This is a genomic window from Xanthomonas sp. GW, from assembly GCF_014236815.1.
Lineage (GTDB): Bacteria > Pseudomonadota > Gammaproteobacteria > Xanthomonadales > Xanthomonadaceae > Xanthomonas_A.
This window is the reverse complement of sequence record NZ_CP051189.1, coordinates 1,853,638-1,870,871: the sequence shown is the minus strand read 5'-3', so window position 1 is coordinate 1,870,871 and position 17,234 is coordinate 1,853,638. Positions and strand designations below refer to the sequence as shown.

Sequence of the window (17,234 nt, the reverse complement as noted above, 5' to 3'; positions counted from 1 at the left end):
CTCCGCGCCGCTTGCGCCGTCAGGCGCTATCCAGGAGGAATGCATGAATTCAACGACGCCCCCCGCCCAGGCTACGGATCCCACCTTCGCCAGCGCCGGCAGCAGTCGCAGTGCCGGTCCATTGAAGTGGAATCCAGCCGACGGCAGCGTCAGCGCGGAGCACACCGAATCGCGCGTACTGGGGCGCACCGGGCCGATCGAGCACCGGCTTGTCGCCACCCAGAGCGTGGGCGCCAGCCGGCGCACTGCCGACGGCAAAACCGAGTTCGGCCTGGAGATGGAATTCCGCCAGGGCCACAAGCTCGACGCCGCCACCAGCGGCCGCAACGCGGCGAGCGTCAGCAGCACGACCCAGCTCGGCGAGCGCGCGCGCTACAGCGTCAAGCTGCCCGGCGATGCCGGTGTCGAGGCCGCGCGTGCGGTCAATCCGTTCGATCCGCTCACCATCCCGGTCGGCGGCAGCGTCAAGCTCGATGGCCAGGCCTTTGCCCGCACCTCGCTGGAGAGCTCGTTCCGCAACTTCGCCAGCAGCAGCGAACACACCGATGCGGCGGGCGTCAGCTATGCTGCGGAGCGGCTGGACGCCTACCACGTGCGCGTGGCCACAGGACCGACCGCGGCGATCGAACACGTCGAGATGCTCGGGCTGAAGACGTCCGTGGCGCAGGCCATGCTCGGCCGCCAGGACGCGCTGGGCCAGGCCAGCATGCACACCGCCACCTTCGATCTGCGCGACCCACAGGCGCAGGCCGCCTACCGCGATTTCCTCGGCAGCGGCCAGCTGCCGGCACAGGCGCCCGGGGTCAGCGACGTGCAGCGGATCGACACCCTGAGCATGAGTTCGCAGACCCGCGCCAAACTCGGGCTGGGGCCGGTAAGCCTGGATCTGGGCGGGCAGCGCAACAGCGGCGAGAACGTGCGCGCCACCCAAGCCGACGGCAGCAGCACCGTCGCCAGCAAACTGCAGTACGCCGACAACGTGCCGCTCACCCTGACCCGCCAGTTCGATACCACCGGCGCCGAACATGTCGAGGCGCGGCGCTACCAACTCGGCTTCGGCAAGGTCGACGGCAATCAGGCGCAACTGCTCAATGCCGCGCTGGCCAGAGAGGACACCGCGGCCGACGCTATCGCCGCCGGCCAGGACGTGACCCTGAACTTCTCCGAGGCGCAGATGGGCGCGCTGCGCCAGCAGTACGCGCAGGCCGCACAGGCGCGCCCGTTCGATCGCGAGCGGGCCGGCGACTACGCCCGCATGAGCAACGAGGAATTCGCGATCGGCCTGGCGCGCAATCTCGGCAATTCCCCGTACGGCCTGAGCGAACGCTTGTTTCACGTCGCCGCCGATGCCGATGGCGCGCTGAGCGGCGCGCTGACCCGGATCGACGCCGGAATCGAGCGTCCCACTCCGAAGGCCGCGGCCGCAACGCCGGCAACAGCCGCGAGCGCGCCAGCCGATCCCCGCGATCCGGCGCATCCGGACCACGCGATGCAGCGCATGATCGACGCCCGGTTGACGCCGGCCGATCCGCAACTGGCGACCCATCTGCTGCTGGCGGCCAAGCGCGAAGGCCTGACTCAGGTCGACCATGTGCTGCGCAACGACGCCGGCCGCGTGTTCGCGGTGCAGGGCGACCCGCTGGGAGCCGACAAGCGCACCGCCTACGTGGACGCGCAGGTCGCCACGGCCACACCGCTGCAGGACAGCCTGCGCCAGCTCACTGCCTTGAATGCGACTGCGCAACCCGCGGTGGCGGCCGCCGCGCAGGAGGCCCAGGACGCCCCGCAACGCGCACCGGCGCGCTGAGATAAAGGCAGGCAATGCAACGGCGGCATTGGCGCGGCGACGGTGGCTGGGTAAGAATCGGGCTACCGTCCTCCAGGCTGCCGCCATGCCCTTGCGTCCCACCCTGCTCGCCCTCGCACTGCTGTCGTCCGCCGCCTGCGCCCTGGCGGCTGCGCCGGCAGTACCATACCGCAGTCCGCAGCAGATCCTGGACGCGTCCAAGCCCAGCGACTGGCGCACGCTGGATCCGGCCAACACGCTGTATCTGGACCTGGACGCCGGCCGCGTCGTCATCGAACTGGCGCCAGCGTTCGCGCCGCAGCATGTCGGCAATATCCGCACCCTGGCCCACGAGCACTTCTGGGACGGCCTGAGCATCTACCGCTCGCAGGACAACTTCGTGGTGCAGTTCGGCGATCCCGACGGCGAGGAGGCGGGCAAGGCCAAGCCGCTGGGGTCGGCCAAGCGCCACCTGCCGGCCGAGTTCCAGCGCGACGCCAAGGGCCTGGCGTTCCAGGCGCTGCCGGACCGCGACGGCTGGGCGCCGCAAGTCGGCTTCGTCGACGGCTTCCCGGCCGCGCGCGACCCCAAGGACGGCATCGCGTGGCTGGCGCACTGCTACGGTACCCTCGGCGCCGGCCGCAACAACGACGAGGACAGCAGCATCGGCGCCGAACTGTACGTGGTCACCGGGCAATCGCCGCGGCAGCTGGACCGCAACATCACCGTGGTCGGGCGCGTGGTCAAGGGCATGGAACTGCTCAGCGTGATTCCGCGCGGACCGGACCCGATGGGCTTCTACGCCAAGCCCGAACAGCGCACGCCGATCCGCGCGATCAAGCTCGCCAGCGACCTGCCCGAGGCCGAACGCACCCCGCTGCAGTTGCTGCGCACCGACACCCAGACCTTCCGCGACGTGGCCGAAGCACGGCGCAACCGCAGGGACGATTTCTACAAACGCCCGGCCGGGCACATCGACCTGTGCAACGTGCCGCTACCGGTGCGCACGCCGCCGCAGTAGTTCGCCCCGGCGCTCGCGCTCGCCAGCGGACTGCCCTGCATTGGCTTTCCGCCGGCGCTCAGGCCATTGGCGCCGCGCCGCGGCGCTCGGGTTCGACTGCGTGCAGGAAGCGGGTGAACAGTTCGCGCGGCTGCTCCAGCCCGCAGTCGCTGAGCAACATGGCGATGTTGCCGCGGTGATAGGCGCCGTGCGCCAGCACGTGGAACAGCATTTCCTCGCGGGTCATGCGGCCGGCATCGCCGTCGGTGAAGCGGAATGCGAGCGACTGCTGCAATGCGGTCGCGTCGAGCCGGGCGACATAGCCGGCATACCAGTGGTCGGATTCGGCGACGGCCGCGTGCAATGCCTCCAGCGCCGGCGTCTCCGGCGTGTTGCTGGCCGTGAACGCATGCGTGCCGCCATCCAGATGCGCGGCGAAGATCCGGTCCACGACGTAGGTGTGGTTCAACAGCCGGATCGCGCGCTGCCGTTGCGCCGGATACGCCGCCGCGTCGATCTGCGCCAGCGCCTGCAGCAGTTCGGCGTTGGCCCAGGCCTTGTAGGCGAATTGCGATACGAGCAGGGAAGTGGTCATCGATAGGTCCTTCAACGCGCGCGTTGGCTGAAGGCGACGCTGCCCAGGATCAGTACGCCGGCCAGCAGCATGCTCCAGGTCAACGGCTCGCCGAGGATCGACCAGGACAGCAGCGCGCCGAACACCGGGACCAGATAGGTCACCGTCGATGCGCGCGCCGGGCCGATGCGCTGGATCAACCGGTAATACATCAGGAACGCCAGGCCGGTGCAGACCACGCCCAGCGCGCCGGCGCAGGCCCAGGCCAGCGCCGGCACCGGCGCGGCCGGCCAATGCGTCCAGGCCAGCGGCGCCAGCAGCACTGCGCTGCAGCCCAGGGTGGAGGCGGCCGATGCGGCCGGCGGCAGGTCGCTCATATAGCGCTTCACCAGGCTGTAGCCGATGCCGTACAGCAGCGAGGCGGTGGCGCCGGCGAACGCTGCCGGCCCCACGCTCAGTCCGGCCGACTTGCCGGTGGCCAGGACCACGATGCCGACGAAGCCGATCAGCAGCGCCACCGCGCGGCGCGCACCGATCTTCTCGCCGAAGAACAGGAACGCGATCAACGCGGTGAACAGCACCGTCATCGCGTTGCAGATCGCGCCGATCGCCGCCGGCGCATGCTGCGCGCCCCAGGCGAACAGCAGGAACGGCAGCGCGGAGTTGAGCAGCCCGATCGCCGCCAGCGTCGGCCAGCGCCGCAGCGGAAAGCGCGCGCGCGCCATCCACAAGAACGGCAGCAGCACCGTCGCCCCTAGCGCCAGGCGCAGTTCCACCAGCGCATAGGCGCCGAACTTCGGCGCCGCCACGCGCATGAACAGGAACGAGCAACCCCAGACGATGCCCAGGAACAGCAGTTCCAGCGGCGTGCGCCAGTCGCGCACCGCGGGTGCCGGAAGGGCGTCGGCTGGATCGCCGGACGCGGGGTTGGCTGCATTCACCGTGTTGTCTCCTGGATTCATCTCGTGTCCGCTGCCGTCGATCATGCTGCCGCTGCGGACGCCGCTGCCGCCGGGCAACAGGGCAACACGCGCGAACAGCGGCAGAAGTGGGGGCCGCGCACCGGCCTGGGCCGCACCGGCCCCGCATCTTGCGCATGGCTGTTAGGATCGCGCTCCGTCGCAACGCCCACAAGCGCGTAGTATCGTCGCGAGCCACAAATCTGCCGCGTGTCCCACCATGCAACTGCGTCCTGCCCTGCTGCCTGCGCTCGGCGTGTTCGCCGTCGCCGCACGCCACCAGAATTTCGCCCATGCGGCGGAGGAACTGCACCTCACCGCCAGCGCGGTCAGCCACCATGTGCGCAAGCTGGAAGCGCTGCTCGGCGCGGCCCTGTTCCAGCGCCATGCGCGCGGGGTCAAGCTGACCGCCGAGGGCCGGCAATTGGCCGACGCGGCCAGCGCGGCGCTGGCCGACATCGCTGCGGTGGCCGGCAACCTGCACCCGCAGGCCGACACCGCGCCGCTGCGCATCACCACCTTGCGCTCGCTGTCCTACTGCTGGCTGCTGCCGCGGCTGCCGCGCTTCTGCCAGGCGCATCCGCACGTACGCCTGGACATCCAGACCGACGCGGCGTTCTCGCGCTTCGAGGACGGCGGACCGGATCTGGGCATCCGCTACGGCCAGGGCGCGTGGCCCGGCCTGACCTCGCACCATCTGATGGACGACGAACTCTTTCCGGTGGCCTCGCCGGCGCTGCCGCAGCTGGCCACGCTGCGCCGCCCCGAGCAGATCGCGCAGCTGCCGCTGCTCACCGACATGTCGCCGCAGGGCTGGCGCGACTGGTTCCGGGCCGCCGCGGTGCGCGGCGTGGAACTGCCGCCGATGCACACCTTCAACGACAGCACCGATGCGATGCGCGCGGCGGTGTATGGCGTCGGCGCGGTGCTGGCGCGCAAGCACATCGCCCAGCCGTACCTGCAACGCTACGAACTGGTGCGCCTGCCCGGCCCGGCGCTGAAGGCGCGCTATTCCTACTACATCGTGCATCCCAGCCACCGCCTGCCCAGCCCGGCGGCCAGTCAGTTCATCGACTGGCTCAAGCGCGAGGCGCTGGACGAACGCACGCCGATGCCGGCGCTGCCGGCGGAACTGCTCGGATTGCCGCCGAGGGCGAGCTAGCCGTTCGCGTCTAGCCGCCCGCTCTTGACCGCACGCTCTTGTAGGAGCGGCTTCAGCCGCGACAGGATCTATCGGTAACGCCTGTCGCGGCTGAAGCCGCTCCTACAAAAAAGCAATCGCCCGAGAATCGGGACCGTTCCCACAGGACGCTTGACACCCCGCCATCGATACGTCATTAATTAGCTAATTCGTTAATTATCTAATCCCTGATGTCCATCGACCGCGTCTTCGAAGCCCTCGCCTCCCGCCCGCGCCGCGAGATCCTGGCCTACCTGTCGGCGCAGGAACTCACCGCCGGGCAGATCGGGCAGCGCTTCGCGATGAGCGCGCCGGCGATCTCGCGGCACCTGTCGGTGCTGGAAGCGGCCGGGCTGGTGTCGAGCGAGCGCCGCGGCCAGTTCGTGGTGTACCGGCTGACCCCCGACAACCTGGTCAACACGCTCAGCGGCTTCGCCTTCGAGGTCTGCCCCACTGCCGGCCCGCTCAAGCGCGAAGCGCGCAAGCTGGCGAAGAAGAACGCCTGACCCGTCCCGCCCCGGCCAAAAGGAATCCGCCGATGTCCACCGCTCCGCTCCGCGAAACCGCTGCCGCACAGGCAGGTTTTCCCTCCGTGCGTCTGGCCTCGTACAGCGGCGGGCTGCCGGTGGAAGTGACCCTGATCGCGCAGCTCGGCGCCGGCGCCGGCGATCCGTTGATCGCCCAGGCCTGCGTGCGCCAGCGCGCGCACCCGAGCTTCCACGATGCGCTGGACGAACCGTCGGCACGGCTGGCCGACACCGATTTCGCCAATGGCGAATCGACGTCGCTGTTCTCCTTCGCGGTCGGCGCGAACGGACATCCCTTCCATCGCCACGCCGGGCATCGCATGTTCACCGCGATCACCGGCAGCGGCGGCGCGCAGCTGCGCTTCTGCACCGCATCGATGGCGCAACTCGAACAGGATCCGCAGCATTTCCTGGCCGCGTTGCGCCACGTCGACCTGCCGGCCGACTGCCTGTTCACCGTGCGCTTCGGCGGCGGCACCTGGCACCAGTTCGCGCCGCTGCGCGCGCACGCGGCGCATCCGGCGTTCTTCGCGCTGTCCTGCCACAGCGACGAGGCTGGCGGCGACCTGAGCGCGGAAGTGCGCGAACGGGTCATGGCCGGCACCGCCGACATCGCCACGCTGACCGAGGTGCTGCCGCCCGCGGTGAGCGCGCTGCTGGCGTCGCCGCAGGCGCAGGCGATGCAGGTGCCGACCGTGCGCCTGTCGCTGTCCGCTTCGCCCGGCAGCCGGCGGCTGGCCTGGTGCGCGGACCTGCGCGCGCGCAGCGGGCGCCTGCGCCAGGCGCTGGGCGCATGGCGGCATCCGCCCGGCTTCGTCGCGTTGGCGCCGCGCCTGGCGGCCGTGCGCTCGCTACCGCAGCCGGTGCCCGGCTCGCTGCTGTGGGACGCACTGCAGGCGCACGACCACCAGGACAGCGTGCGCCTGCGCCTGCAGCCGCATCAGCTGCGCCAGCGCGGCGCGCACGCGTTGATGGCGACGCTGCTGGAAGGCTTCATGCAGCGTCGGCCGCTCGGCGTGACCTGGCTGATGCGGATCCGCAACGCGCTGGTCGCGCCGCTGCGGCTGCGCACCTCGCCGCTGGGGTGTCCGGTGTCCTCGCTGTTGTCGCCGCAGCGCGAGCGCCTGTTCGCCGGCCGCTTCCCGGTGCTGGACCAGGCGCACGCCGCGCACGACCGACGCGCGCAGGTGCTGCTCGGCGCCGACGACCGGCACCTGGTGTTCCGCAGCTGCGTGGGCGTGGACGTCGCCGAGGACGGCAGCGTGGAACTGAGCCTGGACACGCGCGTGGCCTGCCGCAACTGGTTCGGCCGCCTGTACATGGCGCTGATCGCGCGCGGCCATCGCCACTACATCGCCCCGGCGATGCTGCGCGCCGCGGCCGAGGCGCTGCTGGCCCCGGTGTTCGACGAGAGCACGGTGGACGAGGCCGCGCTCGGCAGCGCCGCGTCGCAGCCGCGCTGAGCCGTCATCACTTCGTCTTAGCCGGCGCCTGCCTAGCCTTGCCTTCCCCTACCCAGAGGAAGACGCATGCCCCAGCTCCGTATCCGCATCACCGGCAGCGAAGACGACGCCCGCGCCATCATCAACCTGCTCGGCAGCCTGGAAGGCATCGAGCACGTCGAGGAAATCGACGATCTGATGAGCCATATGGACGACGACGATTCCAGCTCGGCCGGACTGCCCGACGACCAGGGTCCAGGCACCCACGAAGTCGAGATCGAGGCAGGCAACCTCGCCACCGCGCAGAAGGTGCGCGAAGCGGTGGAGGCGCTGGCCTTCGACCTGGAAGTGATCGTGGAGTTCGAGCAGGACGAAGGCTAGCGCCTGCCGAAACACTGACTGTGTAGGAGCGGCTTCAGCCGCGACAGGCTCCACCGGTAGAGCCTGTCGCGGCTGAAGCCGCTCCTACAAGTGGCACCTTAGCGTCAGCTTCCTAAACGCGCCTGCGTCGCCGGCGCAGCCAGGCGATCAGCCACCAGAGCACCGCGCCGAGCAGCACGAACGGCGTAAGCGCCGCGATCGCACGGATCGCCCAGGCGGTGGCGGAGGCGAAGATCGAGCCGGTGTCGGCGAAGGCTTCGCCGATCTCGCTGCGGCTGCGTTCGCCGTCGGGCGTGGCGAACTGCAGGGTCAGCTGTTGCGTCTCGATGCGCCGGCGATGCTGTGCCGCTTCCTGGCTGACCGACAGCAGTTGCGTGTCGAGTTCGGCCATCTTCTCCGACAGGCTGATCATGTCGGCGACGCTGAGGTCGCGGCGCTGCTGGAATTCCTGCAGACGGCGCTGCTCGGCCTGCAGGCGCTGCTGCAGCGCGGCGTTGTCCTGCACCGCCTGCGCCAGGTCCTCGGCATGGGTGCTGCGGCTGCCGATCTCGCCGCCGTTGCCGGCCTGCGCGATCAGCGGCTCCACCCCCGCCGGCACGATGCGCACGCTCAGCGTGGCCTGCGGATACTCGCCGCCGCGCTGCTGCATCGACAGCACGTTGCAGGCGCCGAAGCGCCCGCTCAGGCAGCTGTCCTGCGCCTGCTTCAGCCGCGCCTCGATCTGCGTCGCCGGCAGTTGCACGCTCACCTCGTGTTCGTACGCCAGCATCGCCGCGCGTCCATCCACGGTCGGCGCTGCGGTCGGCGCGGCGGCAGGCGCCTCGGCCGCGCTTTCGGCGCTGTGCTTGGAGCAGGCGGCGAGTGCCAGCATCAGCACCAAGGGCGCACAGACGATGCCGATGCTGCTTCTTGCGGGAGCGACTCCGGGTGGCCACAGGCCATCAGTCGCGCCAGGCCTTCCCGGTACAGCCCGTCGCGACTGAAGTCGCTCCCATAACATGGTAGCTAGCCACCAGTACCGCGAGCGCGCCCTCACAGGCTCGCTCCGTCGACGCTGTGCACCTGCAACGCGCGCAGGTCCAGCTCGGGCAGGCAGCGCACGTTGACCGCCACCGTCGCCTCGCCGGTCTTGGGATGGGTGCCTTCGCTGAACGGCGCGATGCCGCAGTCCGGGCAATGGTGATGGTCGATGTGCTGGCGATTGAACCGATACGTGCCCAAGACCTGCGGCGCGCTGCGCAGCGACAACGACGTGCGCGCGCCGAACCACAGCAGCCCGCCGCGACGGCGGCACATGGAGCAGTTGCAGTCGTAGACCTCGGCGATCGGCGCCTCGGTTTCCAGTTCGAATGCAATGCGCCCGCAATGGCAACTGCCCGTGTAGTTCATCCCTGCGCTCCCGTCCAAGAACAAGCGCCAGAATAATCCAACGGCAGGTGCGCGCGCCGCCGCGGCCGCCTATGCTTGGGAATCGACCCACCACAGGAAACCCGATGCGCAAGCACCTGCTCGCTGCCGCCTTGCTCGCCGCCCTCGCCGGCTGCCAGAAACCCGCCGACGCGCCGAGTGCGCCATCCACCGCCACGCCCGGCGCGACCGCCGATGCCGCCGACCCGGCCGCCGACGCCGCCTTCGCCGCGCTGTCCAAGCGCGCGGTGGACACCTGGATGCAGCTGTCCCCGGTCGGCGCCACCCAGACCGGCGATCACCGCTACGACAGCGAGCTGGACGATCTCAGCGCCGCCGGCCGGCAGAAGAGCCTGGACGCGAGCAAGCAGTTGCTGGCGGATCTGGACAAGCTGCAGGTGGCCAAGCTCTCGCGCGAGAACCAGGTGGATGCGGCGATCCTGCGCAACCAGTTGCAGTCGGACATCTGGAGCAGCGAAGTGTCGCAGAGCTGGGCCTGGGATCCGCAGGTCTACAACGGCCTGGCCGGCGGCGCGATCTACGGCTTGATGGCGCGCGAATTCGCGCCACTGCCGGAGCGGCTGAAGTCCGCCACCGCGCGCATGGAGAAGATCCCGGCGCTGTTCGCGCAGGCGCGCGCCAACCTGGACCCGGCGCGGGTGCCGCAGATCAACGCGCAGACCGTTGCCAAGCAGAACCAGGGCATCCTCAGCATCGTCGATACCTTCATCGCGCCGCACGTGAAGGAACTGCCGGACGCCGATGCGCAGCGCCTGCAGGCGGCGATCGACGGGCTGAAGAAGGCGGTGGCCGAACAGCAGACCTGGCTGGACAAGACCCTGGTGCCCAACGCCAAGGGCGATTTCCGCATCGGCGCCGAGAAATACGACCAGAAGCTGAAATTCGCGCTCAATTCCTCGCTGTCGCGCGCCGAGATCAAACAGCGCGCCGAGGCCGAGCTCAAGCGCGTGCGCGAGGAGATGTACGGCATCGCCCGCACCGTGCTCAAGGACCGCCCGAATGCGCCGGCGCTGGTCGATGCACCGAGCGACGCGCAGCAGCAGGCCGCGATCGAGGCGGCGCTGGAACTGGCCTACGCGCAGCACCCGGCGCGCGACAAGGTGGTCGAGGACGCCAAGGCGTCGCTGGCCTCTTCCACCGAATTCGTCCGCGCCAAGGATCTGCTGACCCTGCCCGACGCGCCGGTGGACATCATCCTGATGCCCGAGTTCCAGCGCGGCGTGGCGGTGGCGTACTGCGACTCGCCCGGCCCGCTGGACAAGAACCTGAAGACCTTCTACGCGGTGTCGCCGATTCCCGACGACTGGAGCGCGCAGCAGGCCGAGTCGTTCCTGCGCGAATACAACGGCCGCATGATCCACCTGCTGAGCATCCACGAAGGCGTGCCCGGCCATTACGTGGAAGGCTGGCACTCGGCCAAGTTCCCCTCGACCCTGCGCGGCGTGCTGCGTTCCGGCACCTTCGCCGAAGGCTGGGCGGTATACACCGAGCGGATGATGCAGGAGCAGGGCTACCTGGACAACGATCCGCTGTTCCACCTGGTGCAGCTGAAGTTCTACCTGCGCACCCTGGCCAACGCACTGCTGGACCAAGGCGTGCACGTAGACAACTGGAGCAAGGAACAGGCCATGCGGCTGATGGTGCACGACACCTTCCAGCAGCAGAGCGAAGCCGAAGGCAAGTGGGTGCGCGCGCAACTGACCTCGGCGCAACTGCCAACCTACTTCGTCGGCGTGCAGGAACACCTGGACCTGCGCAAGGCGATGCAGGCCAAGCTCGGCGACACCTTCGACCTGAAGGCCTACCACGACCAGGTGCTGTCCTACGGCGCGCCGCCCGTGCGTTTCGTGCGTGAGCTGATGCTGGACGAACCGATTCAGTGAGAAGCCGGGATTGGGGATTCGGGAGTGGGGATTCGTAGAAGCGGTCCCTCGCGCCCGATGACCTCACGCGATCCAACTGGAGAAAAGCCCCCCTTGAGTCAAGGGGGGCGCGCCGACAGGCGCGGGGGATCTGGAAGATGGTGAGCCGGGGCCCACGGTTTGCGTAGCAAACTGTGGGGCGTTAGCGCGAATGCGCTAGCGCGCTCCGACGAAACCGCCGGTCTGCCGCGCCCACAGCCGTGCGTACAGGCCGCCGTGCGCGACCAGTTCGGCGTGGGTGCCGGTTTCGACAATCGCGCCCTGGTCCATGACCACCAGCCGGTCCATGCGCGCGATGGTCGAGAGCCGGTGCGCGATCGCGATCACCGTCTTGCCCGCCATCAATTCGTCCAGGCTGTCCTGGATCGCCGCCTCCACTTCCGAGTCCAGCGCCGAGGTGGCTTCATCCAGCACCAGGATCGGCGCGTCCTTCAGCAGTACGCGGGCAATGGCGATGCGCTGGCGCTGGCCGCCGGACAGCTTGACCCCGCGCTCGCCAACGTGCGCCTCATATCCGCTGCGGCCTTCGCCGTCGCGCAGCGCGTCGATGAAGCCGTCGGCGCGCGCCTTGCGCACCGCCGCCAGCAGTTGCGCCTCGCTGGCGTCGGGACGGCCGTACAGCAGGTTGTCGCGGATCGAGCGGTGCAGCAGCGAGGTGTCCTGGGTGACCAGGCCGATCTGCCCACGCAGGCTTTCCTGGGTCACCGTGGCGATGTCCTGGCCGTCGATCAGGATACGCCCGCTTTCCAGGTCGTACAGCCGCAGCAACACATTGACCAGGGTCGATTTGCCGGCACCCGACGGCCCCACCAGGCCGATCTTCTCGCCCGGGCGCACCTGCAGGTCGAGCCCGGCGATGACCCCGCCGCGCTTGCCGTAGTGGAAATGGATGTGCTCGAAACGCACCTCGCCGCGGCTGACCTGCAGCGCCTGCGCATCGGCGCGGTCCTGCACCTGGATTGGCTGGGCCACGCTCTCCATGCCGTCCTGCACGGTGCCGATGTCCTCGAAGATGCCGTTGACCACCCACATGATCCAGCCGGACATGTTGTGGATGCGGATCACCAGCCCGGTGGCCAGGGTGATCGCGCCGACGCTGATCCGGCCCTGGCTCCACAGCCACATCGCCAATGCGCAGGTGCCGACGATCAGGCAGCCGTTCAACGCCGCGATCGAGAAATCCATGGCGGTGGTCATCCGGGTCTGCCCGCGGTGCTTGACCGCCAGCTCCTGGATCGACTCGCGCACGTAAGCCTCCTCGCGCTTGGCATGCGCGAACAGCTTCAGCGTGGCGATGTTGGTGTAGCCGTCGACGATGCGGCCCATCGCCTTGGAACGCGCCTCCGAGGCGATCCACGCGCGCTGCTGCATGCGCGGCACGAAGTACGCCATCAGCGCCGTGTAGGCGACCAGCCAGGCCAGCAACGGCACCATCAGCCGCACGTCGGCCTGCGCGAACAGGTACAGCGCGGTGCCGGTGTAGACCAGGATGTACCACAGCGCATCGACCATCTGCACCGCCGATTCGCGCAGCGAAGTGCCGGTCTGCATGACCCGGTTGGCGATGCGTCCGGCGAAATCGTTCTGGAAGAAATTCAGGCTCTGCCGCACCACGTAGTTGTGCATCAGCCAGCGCGTGCGGTTGCTCAGCCCGGGCATGATCGCCTGGTTGACCAGCAGGTTGTGCAGCCCGGTCAGCAGCGGCCGCGCGATCAGGGTGATGGCGGCCATCCACAGCAGTTCGTCGCGGTGACGCGCGAAGAAATCCGGCCCCGGCGCCTCCGCGACCAGATCGACGATGCGGGCGAGGAAATCGAACATCGCCACTTCGACCAGCGCCAGCAGCAGCCCCGCCACCAGCGTGGCGGCGAACACCGGCCATACCGGGCGCAGGTAGAACGCGTAGAAGCGCCACACGCCGCGCGGCGGCGTGCGCGGGTCGATCTCGGGGAATACGGGAATCAGCGACTCGAACCAGCGGAACATTGCGGACCATCCTCTTGCAAGACGCGCAGCGTAGCCGATGCCGGTGTCCTCGCCGTGTGCGTTCGCGCCGGGCGGCGCGGATCGCGCAGGCGTTTCGGCCTCAGGCGAACGGCCCGAAGCCGCTGCGGTACACCGACGGCGCCACGCCCACATGGCGCCGGAACGCGGCGCGGAACGCCTCCAGCGTCTCGAAGCCGCAGGCCGCGGCCACCCGCTCCAGATCCAGCCGTCCGTCCTCGAGCAAGGCTTTCGCCGCGCGCACCCGCTCCTGCTGCAGCCAATGCGCCGGAGTGGTACCGATCGCCGCCTTGAACCGGCGGTAGAAATTGCGCTCGCTCATCGCCGCCGTACGGGCCAGGTCCGAGGCGCCGATGCCGGTGTGCAACTGCTGCCGTGCCCAGTCGAACACGCCGTCGAACGGATGGCTGCGCGGCGCGGCGACCGGGCTGGCGACGAACTGGCGTTGCCCGCCCTCGCGGTGCGGCAGCATCACCAGGCGCTGCGCCACGCGGTTGGCCACCGCGGTGCCGAAGTCGCTGCGGATCAGATGCAGGCCGGCATCGATGCCGGCGGCGCTGCCGGCCGAGGTCACGATGCGGCCGTCTTCCACGTACAGCGCATCGCAGACCAGGGTGCTGGCGGGAAAGCAGTCCCGGAACTGCTGCGCGTAGCGCCAATGCGTGGTCGCCCTGCGCCCGTCGAGCAGCCCGCAATGGCCGAGCAGGAACGCGCCCGAGCAGATCGACAGCAGCCGCGCGCCGCGGGCATGCGCGGCGCACAGGGCCGCCTTCAGGGCGGCACCGGGCAACACCGCCGGCCCGCTCCAGCCCGGCACCACGATCGTATGCGCCTTGCGCAGCAGTTCCAGTCCGCCGTCGGCGGCGACCCGCAGCCCGCCGATGCCGCTGTGCACCTTGCGCGCGGTCATCGCCACGCCGAAGCGGTACCACGGCATGTCCAGTTCCGGCCGCTGCAGGCCGAACAGCTCGGCGGCGATGCCGAACTCGAACAGGCACAGATTCGGATAGGCCAATGCGACCACGTAGGGCGGCGCTTTCGCCTTGGCAGGAAATGACCGCTGTTCGTCCATCCTGCCAGTGTAGTCGTCGCGGCGTCGGCGGCACACTGGCCATTCCCATGCCGAGGACATCCCCATGCACAATCCCGTGCTGCAGACACCTGCCGCCTCCAGCGCCGACGCGCTGCGCCATTTCGCCGCCAAGCGCTCGCTGGAAACCGATTGCTGGGACGTGCACGCCGCGCTGTCCGGCGCCGATGCCGGCTTCGTCCTGCTCGACGTCCGTTCCCCAGCGCTGTATGCGCAAGGCCACCTGCCCGGCGCGATCAACCTGCCGCACGCCAAGATCGTGCAGGGCAAGCTGTCCGCCTATCCGGCCGACACCCTGTTCGTGGTGTATTGCGCCGGCCCGCATTGCAACGGCGCCGACAAGGCAGCCGTGCGCCTGGCGGCGCTGCAACGCCCGGTGAAGCTGATGATCGGCGGCGTCACCGGTTGGCTGGACGAGGGTTTTGCGCTGGTGCGCGGTGATAGTGGTGCCGGTGCCGACATCGGATGATCGGTCGCGGCGGCTTGCCGCTGCGCGAGTAAATTTGGGAACGGTGCTGCCGCGACATGGCTTTTTGTAGGAGGGACTTCAGTCCCGACTGTTGTCGAAGCCGGGTTCCTTCCGGCTTCGGTGTCGCGGCTGAAGCCGCTCCTACAGAAAAGCTGCGCATGTCGAAGGGCAACCGCGCGTCCGAACGTGCTTCTTGTGGGGAGGGACTTCAGTCCCGACTGCTGCCGAAGCCGGGTGTCTTCCGGCTTCCATGTCGCGGCTGAAGCCGCTCCTACAGATGGCCTTGCGATCGGGCCTGTTTCCTACGCGGCGCACTAAACCGGACAGCGGCCAACAGCATCGCGGCAACCACTGCGCTCATTCCGCGCCATGGCAGCAAACGCACAGTTTGTTGCCGTCCAGGTCTCGGAAATACGCGCCGTAATAGTCCGGGTGGTAGTGCGCGCGCAGCGCGGGCGCACCTTCGCAGCGCGCGCCTTGAGACAGCGCAAGCGCATGGCATCGATCCACCAGCGCCCGGCTCGCCGCCTGCAGCGCGAGCATCTGGCCGTTGCCCTGGGTCGCCGGCTGGCCGTCGAAGGCACGGCCGATCAGCAGCAGCGGCCGCGGCGCGTCCGCCGCGGTCCAGCCGGCCCAGCCGCGCGCGTCGTCGCGGAATTTCAGCTGCAACCCTAGCGCCTGCAGCAGCGGCGCGTAAAACGCGAACGCGGCCGGGAAGTCGTTCACCCCCAGATGCACGTGCGAAAGCATCGGCATGGCCGCGCTCACGATGCGGCGGCCACCGGGGTCAGCAGCAGATCCTGGAAATCGAAGCTGAAATCGGTCAGCGGCGAGATCGCTTCCATGCGCACCTCGCGCACCTTGCCGTCCGGGGTCAGCGCGAAATTGACGAAGGCATCGGCATTGAGCGAGCGGTCGCGCCAGCGCACGATGAAGGTGTCGTGCTGCCAGTGCTCCAGCGTGCCGACCAGCTGCGCGGTCTTGCTGAAGCGCAGTTCCAACTGCTTGCCGCGCTGCACGATCGCCACCTCGCCGTACCACGGATCGCGATAGCTGCCGGCGTAACCGGCCAGCGGCAGCGACGGTTTGGATTTGGAATCGCGCGCAGCCTGGTGCTTGCTCCAGTCCTCGTCGGCCTTCGCATCGGCCTTGGCCACCGCGGCGGCATAGGCGGCGGTCCAGTCGGTCGCCGGCGCGCCCAGGTAGGCATCGAGCACCTGCAGGGTCAGCGCGTTGAACGCCGCGCCCACTTCCTGATTGGTCAGCACGATCACGCCCAGTTTCTGTTCCGGCAACAGGGTCAGCCGCGACACCATGCCCGGCCAGCCGCCGGTGTGCCAGACCAGCTTGTGCCCGCGGTAATCGCTCAGGCTCCAGCCCTCGCCGTAGCCGGCGAAGTTCGGCTTGGCCGGCAGCAGTTGCGGCACGCTCGGCTCGGCGATGCCGATCGGGGTGATCACCTGCCACATCTCCTGCTGCCGCTGCGCGCTGAACAGGCGCCGCTCCTGGCCATCGGCCGACGGCAGGCGACCGCCGTCGAGCTGCACCTGCATCCACTTGGCCATGTCGTGCACGCTGGCGTAGATGCCGCCGGCGCCGGAATTGTTCGACCAGGTCAGCGGCGGCACCGGGCGCAGGTCGCGGAAATCGAACTTGGCATGGCCGACCGCGGCGCGGTCTCCGGGCTGCAGGTAATCGCTGTTGATGCGCGCGCCGCTCATGCCCACCGGCACGAAGATGCGCTGGCGCACGAACTCGGCGTAGGACTGCCCGGAGACCTGCTCGATCACCTTCTGCGCCACCGCGTAGAGGATGTTGTCGTAGGCATAGCGGTCGCGGAAGCCGCCCTTCAGCGGCACCTGCGCCAGGCGCCGCACCACTTCCTCGTTGCTGTAGCTGGTCGCCGGCCAGAACAGCAGGTCGCCGGCGCCCAGGCTCAGTCCGCTGCGGTGGCTGAGCAGGTCGCGCACGCGCATCTCGCGGGTCACGTAGGGATCGGCCATCTGGAACCACGGCAGGTGCTCGATCACCCGGTCGTCGAGTTTCAGCTTGCCCTCGTCGGCCAGGATCGACAGCGACGCAGCGGTGAACGCCTTGGTGTTGGAGGCGATCGCGAACAGGGTCTGCGCGTCCACCGGCTCGGGCTTGCCGAGTTCGCGCACGCCGTAGCCGCGCTCCAGCACCACCTGCCCGTCCTTGAAGATGGCGATGGCGATGCCGGGCACGTCGAACTGTTTGCGCACGCGCTCGACCCGCGCGTCCAGGTCCTGCAGCGCCGGTGGCAGTGCGGCGTCCACCGGAGCGGGCGCCTGCGCCTGCGCGGTGGCGGTCATCGCCAACAACAGGCCGCAGCCCATCGACATCGTCTTCAAATCCATCGCTCCTCGCAGAAAAACCGAAAAAGAACCAAGCCGGCGCCTTACCGCGGCATACGTGCGCGGCGCATGCGGCATCGGCCAACACGCCGGCCGT

General features: G+C 69.2%; 16 protein-coding genes. 8 read left to right on the top strand and 8 right to left on the bottom strand.

From position 1 onward, the window contains the following. Positions 1–43: 43 nt before the first annotated feature. On the top strand, positions 44–1,807 hold the full coding sequence (locus tag HEP73_RS07890) for an XVIPCD domain-containing protein (RefSeq protein WP_185822770.1): 1,764 nt from the start codon (positions 44–46) through the stop codon (positions 1,805–1,807). Position 1,808: 1 nt separating this feature from the next. After that, positions 1,809–2,807, top strand: coding sequence for a peptidylprolyl isomerase (locus HEP73_RS07885; RefSeq protein WP_458309682.1), 999 nt, complete (start codon positions 1,809–1,811; stop codon positions 2,805–2,807). A gap of 58 nt (positions 2,808–2,865) precedes the next feature. Here HEP73_RS07885 and HEP73_RS07880 read toward each other — a convergent pair whose 3' ends face one another. Both HEP73_RS07880 and HEP73_RS07875 read right to left on the bottom strand, forming a co-directional pair. Continuing rightward, a complete protein-coding gene (locus HEP73_RS07880; protein ID WP_185822768.1) occupies positions 2,866–3,381 on the bottom strand; it encodes a DinB family protein in 516 nt (171 codons plus the stop codon). A gap of 11 nt (positions 3,382–3,392) precedes the next feature. Further along, on the bottom strand, positions 3,393–4,301 hold the full coding sequence (locus HEP73_RS07875) for a DMT family transporter (RefSeq protein WP_185822767.1): 909 nt from the start codon (positions 4,299–4,301) through the stop codon (positions 3,393–3,395). Between the two features lie 238 nt (positions 4,302–4,539). Here HEP73_RS07875 and HEP73_RS07870 point away from each other — a divergent pair, with 238 nt between their 5' ends. The 4 genes from HEP73_RS07870 (at position 4,540) to HEP73_RS07855 (ending at position 7,849) form a co-directional block, all read left to right on the top strand. Then, a complete protein-coding gene (locus tag HEP73_RS07870) occupies positions 4,540–5,481 on the top strand; it encodes a LysR substrate-binding domain-containing protein (RefSeq protein ID WP_185815897.1) in 942 nt (313 codons plus the stop codon). Between the two features lie 209 nt (positions 5,482–5,690). Then, complete coding sequence (locus tag HEP73_RS07865) at positions 5,691–6,005, top strand: metalloregulator ArsR/SmtB family transcription factor (RefSeq protein ID WP_145707662.1); 315 nt, start codon at positions 5,691–5,693, stop codon at positions 6,003–6,005. A 32-nt stretch (positions 6,006–6,037) separates the two neighbouring features. Then, the gene (locus HEP73_RS07860; protein WP_185822766.1) at positions 6,038–7,489 is read left to right on the top strand and encodes a DUF2867 domain-containing protein; all 1,452 of its coding nucleotides are present in this window, start codon (positions 6,038–6,040) and stop codon (positions 7,487–7,489) included. A 66-nt stretch (positions 7,490–7,555) separates the two neighbouring features. After that, positions 7,556–7,849, top strand: coding sequence for a hypothetical protein (locus tag HEP73_RS07855; RefSeq protein ID WP_184410501.1), 294 nt, complete (start codon positions 7,556–7,558; stop codon positions 7,847–7,849). A gap of 112 nt (positions 7,850–7,961) precedes the next feature. On the opposite strand, the gene HEP73_RS07850 is transcribed toward HEP73_RS07855, so the two are convergent. Both HEP73_RS07850 and HEP73_RS07845 read right to left on the bottom strand, forming a co-directional pair. Next, positions 7,962–8,720 carry a DUF4349 domain-containing protein gene (locus HEP73_RS07850; RefSeq protein ID WP_185822765.1) on the bottom strand — a complete coding sequence of 253 codons (759 nt, stop codon included), beginning with the start codon at positions 8,718–8,720 and terminating at the stop codon, positions 7,962–7,964. Between the two features lie 161 nt (positions 8,721–8,881). Next, a complete protein-coding gene (locus HEP73_RS07845) occupies positions 8,882–9,238 on the bottom strand; it encodes a GFA family protein (RefSeq protein ID WP_185822764.1) in 357 nt (118 codons plus the stop codon). A 104-nt stretch (positions 9,239–9,342) separates the two neighbouring features. Between HEP73_RS07845 and HEP73_RS07840 the strand changes: the two genes are divergently transcribed. After that, a complete protein-coding gene (locus HEP73_RS07840) occupies positions 9,343–11,160 on the top strand; it encodes a DUF885 domain-containing protein (protein ID WP_185822763.1) in 1,818 nt (605 codons plus the stop codon). Positions 11,161–11,355: 195 nt separating this feature from the next. On the opposite strand, the gene HEP73_RS07835 is transcribed toward HEP73_RS07840, so the two are convergent. Continuing rightward, on the bottom strand, positions 11,356–13,185 hold the full coding sequence (locus HEP73_RS07835) for an ABC transporter ATP-binding protein (RefSeq protein WP_185822762.1): 1,830 nt from the start codon (positions 13,183–13,185) through the stop codon (positions 11,356–11,358). Positions 13,186–13,285: 100 nt separating this feature from the next. After that, positions 13,286–14,227, bottom strand: a complete 942-nt coding sequence (locus tag HEP73_RS07830; RefSeq protein WP_255423715.1) for a helix-turn-helix domain-containing protein — start codon at positions 14,225–14,227, stop codon at positions 13,286–13,288. A 112-nt stretch (positions 14,228–14,339) separates the two neighbouring features. On the opposite strand from HEP73_RS07830, the gene HEP73_RS07825 reads away from it, so the two are divergent. After that, complete coding sequence (locus HEP73_RS07825) at positions 14,340–14,762, top strand: rhodanese-like domain-containing protein (protein ID WP_185822760.1); 423 nt, start codon at positions 14,340–14,342, stop codon at positions 14,760–14,762. Between the two features lie 357 nt (positions 14,763–15,119). Here HEP73_RS07825 and HEP73_RS07820 read toward each other — a convergent pair whose 3' ends face one another. Further along, positions 15,120–15,518, bottom strand: coding sequence for a VOC family protein (locus tag HEP73_RS07820; protein WP_255423714.1), 399 nt, complete (start codon positions 15,516–15,518; stop codon positions 15,120–15,122). Between the two features lie 8 nt (positions 15,519–15,526). Next, complete coding sequence (locus tag HEP73_RS07815; protein ID WP_185822759.1) at positions 15,527–17,134, bottom strand: serine hydrolase; 1,608 nt, start codon at positions 17,132–17,134, stop codon at positions 15,527–15,529. Positions 17,135–17,234: the final 100 nt, after the last annotated feature.